This is a genomic window from Autumnicola edwardsiae (genome assembly GCF_031846505.1).
Lineage (GTDB): Bacteria > Bacteroidota > Bacteroidia > Flavobacteriales > Flavobacteriaceae > Autumnicola > Autumnicola edwardsiae.
The window spans coordinates 36,967-45,430 of record NZ_JAVRHP010000023.1 but is presented as its reverse complement, the minus strand read 5'-3'; the positions used below and the strand labels follow the sequence as shown (position 1 = coordinate 45,430).

Sequence of the window (8,464 nt, the reverse complement as noted above, 5' to 3'; positions counted from 1 at the left end):
TATTTAGTTGCGCATAAAACCCGGCAATTTGTAAAAGTGGCCCTTACGGGAGATGGAGGAGATGAAGTGTTTGGCGGGTACAACAAGTATTACATGGGTAAGCTTAATACAAAGTACACGTCATTAGTACCTGAAGCAATACATGGTTTTATCAAAAAATCTACTTTCCCTTTTTTATCCACAAAAGATGATAAAAGAGGAAAGAGGTTCAAAGCCAAAAGACTTTTGAACGCCCTAAATTATGAAGGTGATTTCTACTACAATATCGTTTCCCTGGCATTTCAGGCAGAAGAAGTGGATGCTTTACTGAAAAATAGCTGGAGAAAGGAGAATACATTCCGGCACTATAAAAGTATTGTGGGAGATAATAACCGTTCCCTTACAGACTTCAGGAATATCGATAAGATAATGAGCCTGGAAGGAGATATGCTGGTGAAGGTTGACCGTACGAGTATGCTTACTTCTTTGGAAAGTAGAGCTCCCTTCCTTAACAAGAAAATATGGGACTTTACTGCACAATTACCTGAAGATTACCTTATGAAAGGCTGGAATAAGAAATATTTGCTAAAAGAATCTTTTAAAAAATATTTTCCGGATGGGTTTTTGGATAAATCAAAAAAGGGTTTTGGGGTCCCCGTGGGAGATTGGCTGCGTGGCCATTTGGCACCTGAATTAAAATCATATATAGAACCAAATTTTCTGGAATCTCAAAACATTTTTAATCCTGCTGAAATTCGCGGAATTGTAGAAAGACACCTCACTGGGAAGGAAGACAACACCTTTAGGGTTTGGACCTTTTTCTGTTTTCAGAAATGGTATAAAGAAACCTATATGGCACTTTAAGTAATTGATGCCAACAGAGAACACCCTAAATCGCTTCAAAGTACTTAAGTGGTTCATAAAAATTCCTTCAAATGAAAAATTCAGGATTTGCTGCTTTTATTATTACCTATGAGCGTACTGAAATCCTGTTGAATACAATTGCTATTATAACGAACCAAACCTTTCCTCCTGCATATCTCCTGATTGTTGATAATAGCTTTAGTGATAATACACAAAATGCTCTTAAACAATATATATCCAATTCCTTTGAATATCATAGGGTAGGTTACAATAGCGGCCCAGCCGGTGGTGCGAAAATCGGGTTAGAGAATTTGGCAAATTTGGGCTATGATTGGATCTATTGGGGAGATGATAATAATCCGCCACGGGATAAAAATGTTTTCCAGGAAATGTTTAAAGGAATACATCAGCTTAGTAAACGGGGAAAACCGGGAATCTTTGGTGGCAAAGGCGGAAGCTTTAATCCCTGGACAGGTAGGGTAAAGTCGCTTAGCAATAAAGAATTAAGGGCTAAAAAATATGCCGGGGCAGATTTTATTCCGGGGGGACAAACTTTAATTACGAATGCAGAGGTAGTGAGGCAGGGAATTGTTCCAGAAGAGAAGCTTTTTTTTGCCTTTGAAGATTTGGACTTTTGCTTAAAAGTTAAGGCAGCAGGTTATAAGATTTATGTAGATTCCAATTCCTGGCTAAGGGTAAGGCTTAGGGACAATTATAAAAAAGATGCTTACCGGTGGAAAGGATCTTCCTTTGGAGGAAATACCTCCTTTCCCCGCGAATACTACAGTACAAGGAGTTTACTTGATATTTTCTTCAAACGACAATATTATACTGCGTTTGCAATTGTTTTTTTTAAATCTTTGGCCAAAATAGCACTGGGTTTTAGATTTGGATGGAATTATGGTAAAAGCATGGCGCGGGTTCAAACTTCAGCATTAAAGGATTTCTTTTTCGGGAAGTTTGGAAAACAGGTAGATTTATAAAGCTGTTGACATTTATCAAATTGGTTACCTTTAGCGAAATTATTTTTTATGCTGAACATAAATCAGAAAAAAATTCAACTTCTGGATTGCACCCTGCGTGATGGAGGCTACTATACAAACTGGGACTTTGATGAAAACCTGGTGGAGCAGTATTTTAAAACCATAAACAATCTTCCGGTAGAATTCATCGAAATTGGTTACCGCTCCAAACCACAGCAAAAATATGAAGGAGCTTTTTTTTATCTTCCGCAGTATCTTCTCGAATTCTGCAAAAAGCAAAGCTCCAAAAAATTAGTGATTATTCTTAATGAGAAGGAGTTTTCACCTGATGATGTAGAAGAAGTTTTAAAACCATGTGCTGGAATGGTTTATATGGTTAGGTTGGCAGTAGCCCCCCATAGGTTGAAAAATGCTCTAAAAATTGCTGAAGCAGTGAAAAAAATGGGATTCTTGATTTCCCTTAACCTGATGTATGCCAGCAAATGGAAAGAAGATTTATATACTTCAGCAGATCTTAAAAACTTCCAAGGAATCCTGGATTATTTTTACGTGGTAGATTCCTACGGAGGAATGCTTCCTTCCGAAGTAACCATGACCTTCAATAAACTTAAAGAATCACTTTCTGTAGATTTAGGATTTCACGGACATAACAATATAGAAATGGCGCTTATTAACTCCCTAACCGCAATGGAGGCCGGAGCATCAATAATAGATGCTACCGTTTGTGGAATGGGACGTGGCGCCGGGAATCTTAAAACTGAATTACTGCTGAGTCTCCTGCATAGGAAATACAAAGTTCCTGTTGATTTTGATATTCTAAATGAACTCGTCGAAGAATTTTTAAAGCTGAAAGAAGAACATAAGTGGGGAACTAATTTACCATATATGCTTTCCGGCGCATTTTCTCTACCGCAAAACACGGTTTTGGGAAGGGTTAAAAAGAGATTTTTTTCGCTGAATTCTATTGTAAAGGAAGTTTCTGAAGAAACCACTCCTCCTCCAGAAAATTGTCATTTTCCTGTTTTCACTCCAGTAAAGCAATATCAGAAAGCGCTGGTAGTGGGAGGAGGAAATACTCCTCAGGAATTTTCTGGAGCGGTGAGAGAATATCTGAAGCATAATCCCAAAATTTGTATTATACATTCGAGTTCCAGGAATGTGAATTCCTTTTTAGATCTGCCAAATCACCAGTTTCATTGTCTTTCAGGAAAAGAAATTCTAAGACTGGAGAAAACGCTTAGCCCGGAGAACTATGATAAACGATTTTTTCTGATTTCTTCGGAAACCGGGGAAACTATTCCTGCGGATTTTTCATCTAAATATAAGCAGTTTACAAAAGTGCTTAAAAAAGGCCATTTTCAAAAAAAATATGAATTATCCACCACTGCAATGGCTATGGATATTGCCGATTCTTTAGATGTTCAGGAAATAATGTTTACAGGATATGATGGTTATGCGGGACAGGTTACCAGGGAACAATTAGAGCTGTTTGAAGAAAATCAGGAAATATTTGATGATGCAGAAGAGCACGGGCTTACTATTTTTTCCCTTACCCCAACCATGTATAAACTGAGTTCAAAATCAATATTTTCGATACTGTAAAAATGGCAATTTCAATCTTTCTACCCCTACGCAAAGGCAGTGAACGCATTAAAAACAAGAACACCAGGAAATTTTCTGTTTTTGAAGGCGGATTACTGGAATTAAAGCTAAAACAGCTAAAGGAAATTCGCGGTATAGAGGAAATTATACTATCTACAAATGATGAATCCTGTTGGAAAATAGGAGAAGGCTTTAAAAAAGTTATTCCACACCTTCATCTGCAGCAGCGACCGGATTTTTTGGGTAGTGCAGATACAGATCTGGAGGACCTGATAAAACATGCAGGAGAATTGGCAAATTTCGATGATATTTTGTGGACACACGTTACTTCTCCGCTTTGTGGTGCCGCCAATTATGAAAATGCTGTTAAAAAATACGCTGAAAACCAGAAACTCGGATATGATTCTTTAATTTCGGGCAGAAATTACAGGGATTTCCTTATTGACAGGAATTCCGGGAGGCTCGTAAATAATCCCGGAAGCCTGAAATGGCCTAGGACACAGGATTTAGCAGATTGGTTTGAGATAGATAATGCGATATTCATTACCTCCGGGAGCAATTTTAAAAATGGGAAAAGAACAGGCGAAAAGCCGTATCTGCTGGAGCATAATAAAGTGAATTCCATTGATGTAGATTATGAAGAAGATTTTTTTATAGCTGAAGCTGTTTATGAGAGAATTTATAGGTAAAGAAGTTATACTATGGGATTTTGACGGTGTGATAGTGGACTCTATGGCCGTTAGGGAAAAAGGGTTTGTGGAAACTTTGAAAGATTTTCCTGAAGAAGAGGTCAGTCAATTGATCAATTATCATGAAAAGAACGGCGGATTGTCCCGCTACGTTAAATTCAGATATTTTTTTGAAGAAATAAGGAAGGAAGAGGTTGACCAGAAAAAAGTAAAGGAATTATCTTCTGCCTTTTCTGATATAATGAGAAAAAGTCTGATAGATAAGCGTATTTTAATAGGAGAGGTTGTGGGATTTATAAAAAGCCATCAGGAAGATTTTAAAATGCATGTGGTTTCCGGTTCCGATGGGGAAGAGCTAAGATTTTTATGTGGGCAATTAGGAATTTCATCTTATTTTTATTCCATAGAGGGTTCTCCCACGCCAAAAATTGAATTAGTAGAAAATCTCCTTCAGGAATATAAATATGAAAAGAAAAAAACTTGTTTAATTGGAGACTCAGTTAATGACAAGGAAGCTGCCGACCGGAATGGAATAGATTTTTACGGATATAATAATACTGAGTTAAAAAAGGAAAACGCCTATATCAATTCATTCGGATGAAATTTAAAAGAAATCTGTATGCATTTTATTTAATGGTAAATTCCCTTAAGACTTTTGTGCCCGAAGAAGGACTGAAGGGGAAAAGAGTGGCTATAGTCGGAGCTGCAGATTCTGTTTTCAAAGAAAGAAATGGGAAATATATTGACGATCATGACGTGGTGGTGAGGATAAATAAAAGTCCGCATACCTGGAGGAAAGATCAGTCACAGCATGTGGGGTCAAAATTCACATTATTGTACCATAGTTTTTTTGAAAATGATTTTAGTGGCGGCGGAAAGATTGATTGGAACATGTTCAAAGAAATGGGCATTCAAAAAGTTATAAATCCAAATCCGACAAAGGAAGGTTTACTTGCTCATTTTAATTATTATAAAAGGCATTTTTCTGGAGAGAAAACCTATATGTTGAAAAGAAAAAATTACAATCTCTTTAAAAAGAAGCTAAAAGGCTTCACCCCAACTGTGGGATATGCAGCATTAGCCTCCATATTGCAGGCAGAATGTAAAGAGATTTTTATCACCGGATTTACTTTTTTCAAGACACCTTATGCCGGTAATTACAGGCCGGGGTTGGAAAAAATGGATGCTAATAAGGAACATATACAAAAACAGGGGCTTCATAATCCCAATTTCGAGTTGAAGTCTTTTAAACATGATCTTCTGGAAACAAAATGCAAAAAGGTGATTCTGGATAAAGAACTGGAGAAAATAATGGAAGGAGAGCGGGTATGAGGTTTTTGTACTACAGTACTTCTTATTATGCAAGCCACGGAGGCAGTATTCAGGCTATAGAATTTTATAATCACTTGGACGAGTTTAAGCTTATTGAAGAAAAATCAATTTTTCCGAAAGAGGCAAAAAAAGGGTTCCCAGGCAAAGCAGGAGCTGGAAAAGTAAGGCATTGGCTAAAGAAAATTCCGTTGGTTCAGATTTTTCTTTTTTATCGTCGGAATAAGTTTTATCTGGAAGGATTAAAAAAGGAAATTCAGGATTTTAAGCCGGATGTTGTTCTCTTTCAGATAGATTCTAATTTTCTTCAGCTGAAAAAAGTGAAAAAGTGGTTTCCTAAATTAATTATAGCTACACAAATCAACGGTTCTCCTTTTGATGAACCTTTTCGTAATATTGCTTTCAGGAATTTTTTTCTGAAGAAACAAAGAAAAGCCTACATGGCCAGTGATGTTAATTTTTTTGTTTCTGATGTTTCTAAAAATCAAATTATGGGAAATAATGTTGATGCTCAGCGGGATATTATTGTTCCTAACGGCACCAGCACTCAGACTTTTTTTCCTATTGAAAATAAAACACAGCTAAGGGAACAATTAGGTTATGATGTACAAAAGACATTAGTAGGATATGTGGGGACGTTAGATTATCATAAAAAAATGTTGTTGCTTGTAAAAGCATTTGCAGATCTTCTAAATGAGAATGCTCAATTACAACTAATAATTATAGGAGACGGCCCTGCTCATAAAAATATTACTTCAGAAGTAAAGCGGTTAGGAATAGAAAAGGAAGTGCTTTTAAAAGGCTGGATAAAACACGATAATCTTAATAAGCATTTAAACTGTTTCGATATTGCTGTGCATCATTATGCCAGTGATTATATGAACCCTATGAAAATTTTTGAGTATCTGGCTGTGGGATTACCGGTTTTGGCACCCGATATCCCTTCAATAAAAGAAACTTTTGAAGATGGTAAAGATCTGCTAATTACTAAAGATACGCCAAAGGAGATTTTTAAAAATTTAAAAAAATTGGTTCAGGATGTTTCCCTTAGAAGTAGGCTTACGGGTAACCCCAGAATTTTGAATGATTTAAAGGAAAAACACAGTTGGGAAAACTATACCAGGAAAATTGTTCAGGCAGTTTATGAAAAAATAAAAAATTTGCAACTTGGATAAGCTTATACGCATTACTACTGTACCAATATCTCTGGAGAAATTGTTAGAGGGGCAACTTAACTTTATGAGTGACTATTTTGAAGTTACCGCAATCGCAGCCGAGAAAGAAAAGCTGGAAAAATATGGTAGAGACGTCGGAATAGCGACCTATTGGGTAGAAATGACCCGTGCAATTACACCGCTAAAAGATTTGAAAGCATTATTCAAAATGTATCGCTTTTTAAGAAAAGAGAAGCCTCTTATTGTCCATACGCATACGCCCAAAGCGGGAATTATTGGAATGACGGCAGCAAAAATGGCAAAAGTTCCGCTGCGCTTTCATACAGTGGCCGGTTTGCCGCTGTTGGAAACTTCAGGGAATAAAAGAAAAATTCTCAATAAGGTGGAGAAATTAACCTATGCCATGGCCACAAAAGTTTATCCCAACTCGCTGGGACTAAAGGAAATCATTATAAAAGAAAAATTTGCCAGAGCGGAAAAGCTAAAGGTTCTTGGAAGAGGTAGTTCAAACGGAATTGATACACAGTATTTTGATGCTGCTGCGTATTCAGAAGAATTCAGAAAAAAGTTAAGGGAGGAATTAAGTATTCCAATTCAGGATAAGGTGTGTATTTTTGTGGGCCGCCTGGTTTCAGAAAAAGGAATAAATGAATTAGTGAATGCTTTTGAACGGCTAAGTAAAAAACATAGTGAAATTTCACTCCTTTTGGTAGGTGATTATGAGAAGGAACTCGATCCTTTAAAAGAAGAAACTTTCAGGAAAATAAAAAATGATCCAAAAATATTCACAACAGGCTTTCAGCAGGATGTAAGGCCCTATTTTGCAATTTCAGATATTCTTGTTTTTCCAAGTTACAGGGAAGGATTCCCTAATGTGGTAATGCAAGCCGGAGCTATGAATTTACCGGCTATTGTTAGCAACATAAATGGATGTAACGAGATTATAAATCATAATATAAATGGCTTAATAATAGAAGTTAAAAATGAAGATGCCTTAAAAACAGCTATGGAAAAACTTTTACTTAACAGCGATCTTATAAAAAAAATGAAAAATAATTCCAGGGAAATCATTAGTTCTAATTATAACAGGGAAGATTTCTGGAATATTCTTCTGGAGGAATACCGAAACCAGAAGGCAAATTAATTTAAAAATAAGTGACACTTAAATTTATTCCGTAGGGTAGATTTATATATTATAGCCGGAAGAGACAATGGAGATGTACAGACATTTTTTTAAACCTATAATAGATTTTGTTATTGCTTTAACGGCATTATTAATCTTAAGTCCGTTATTGATCATTGTATTTCTATTGTTAGCTTTGGCCAATAATGGCAAACCTCTGTTTTTCCAAAAGAGGCCGGGTAAAGACGGGAAAATATTTAAAATCGTGAAGTTTCGTACCATGAATGATAAAAGGGATAAAAAAGGAGAACTTCTCCCGGATCCCGAGCGGTTGACCAAGACTGGAAAAATAGTACGAAAAACATCTATAGATGAAATTCCGCAACTTTGGAATGTGTTGAGAGGCAATATGAGTTTAATTGGGCCAAGGCCTTTGCTTCCCGAGTATTTGCCTCTTTATGACGAATTCCAGCAAAGACGGCATGAAGTAAAACCAGGAATTACAGGTTGGGCCCAGGTAAACGGCCGAAATACTATTACCTGGGATCAGAAGTTTAAATATGATGTCTGGTATGTGGATAACGTTTCATTAAAGGTTGATGCCAATATTTTTTACCTTACCGTTAAGAAGGTACTAAGTTCTGCAGATGTTTCTGCAAAAAATCATATTTCAATGCCTAAATTTTCAGATCAATTTAATAATAAGTAAATAATACATAC

Annotated in this window: 9 protein-coding genes; all 9 read left to right on the top strand. The window is 36.4% G+C overall.

All coding sequences use genetic code 11. The features are described 5' to 3' along the window. Positions 1 to 843: asparagine synthase C-terminal domain-containing protein (locus RM529_RS06520; RefSeq protein WP_311483946.1), on the top strand; the 843-nt coding region annotated here is incomplete at its 5' end. Positions 844 to 914: 71 nt separating this feature from the next. Continuing rightward, positions 915 to 1,826 carry a glycosyltransferase gene (locus tag RM529_RS06515; RefSeq protein ID WP_311483945.1) on the top strand — a complete coding sequence of 304 codons (912 nt, stop codon included), beginning with the start codon at positions 915 to 917 and terminating at the stop codon, positions 1,824 to 1,826. Positions 1,827 to 1,874: 48 nt separating this feature from the next. Further along, entirely contained in the window at positions 1,875 to 3,428 is a 1,554-nt protein-coding gene (locus RM529_RS06510) for a beta/alpha barrel domain-containing protein (RefSeq protein ID WP_311483944.1), read from the top strand. 2 nt (positions 3,429 to 3,430) lie between these two features. Continuing rightward, positions 3,431 to 4,117, top strand: a complete 687-nt coding sequence (locus RM529_RS06505; protein WP_311483943.1) for a hypothetical protein — start codon at positions 3,431 to 3,433, stop codon at positions 4,115 to 4,117. Further along, positions 4,098 to 4,718: an HAD family hydrolase gene (locus RM529_RS06500; protein ID WP_311483942.1), complete on the top strand. Its 621-nt coding sequence runs from the start codon at positions 4,098 to 4,100 to the stop codon at positions 4,716 to 4,718. Before RM529_RS06505 ends, RM529_RS06500 begins: the two co-directional genes overlap by 20 nt. Continuing rightward, positions 4,715 to 5,449, top strand: a complete 735-nt coding sequence (locus tag RM529_RS06495) for a glycosyltransferase family 29 protein (RefSeq protein ID WP_311483941.1) — start codon at positions 4,715 to 4,717, stop codon at positions 5,447 to 5,449. The genes RM529_RS06500 and RM529_RS06495 overlap by 4 nt, the downstream gene beginning before the upstream one ends. Further along, on the top strand, positions 5,446 to 6,621 hold the full coding sequence (locus RM529_RS06490) for a glycosyltransferase family 4 protein (RefSeq protein ID WP_311483940.1): 1,176 nt from the start codon (positions 5,446 to 5,448) through the stop codon (positions 6,619 to 6,621). The genes RM529_RS06495 and RM529_RS06490 overlap by 4 nt, the downstream gene beginning before the upstream one ends. After that, on the top strand, positions 6,614 to 7,765 hold the full coding sequence (locus tag RM529_RS06485) for a glycosyltransferase family 4 protein (RefSeq protein ID WP_311483939.1): 1,152 nt from the start codon (positions 6,614 to 6,616) through the stop codon (positions 7,763 to 7,765). The genes RM529_RS06490 and RM529_RS06485 overlap by 8 nt, the downstream gene beginning before the upstream one ends. A 73-nt stretch (positions 7,766 to 7,838) precedes the next feature. Then, a complete protein-coding gene (locus tag RM529_RS06480; RefSeq protein WP_311483938.1) occupies positions 7,839 to 8,453 on the top strand; it encodes a sugar transferase in 615 nt (204 codons plus the stop codon). Positions 8,454 to 8,464: the final 11 nt, after the last annotated feature.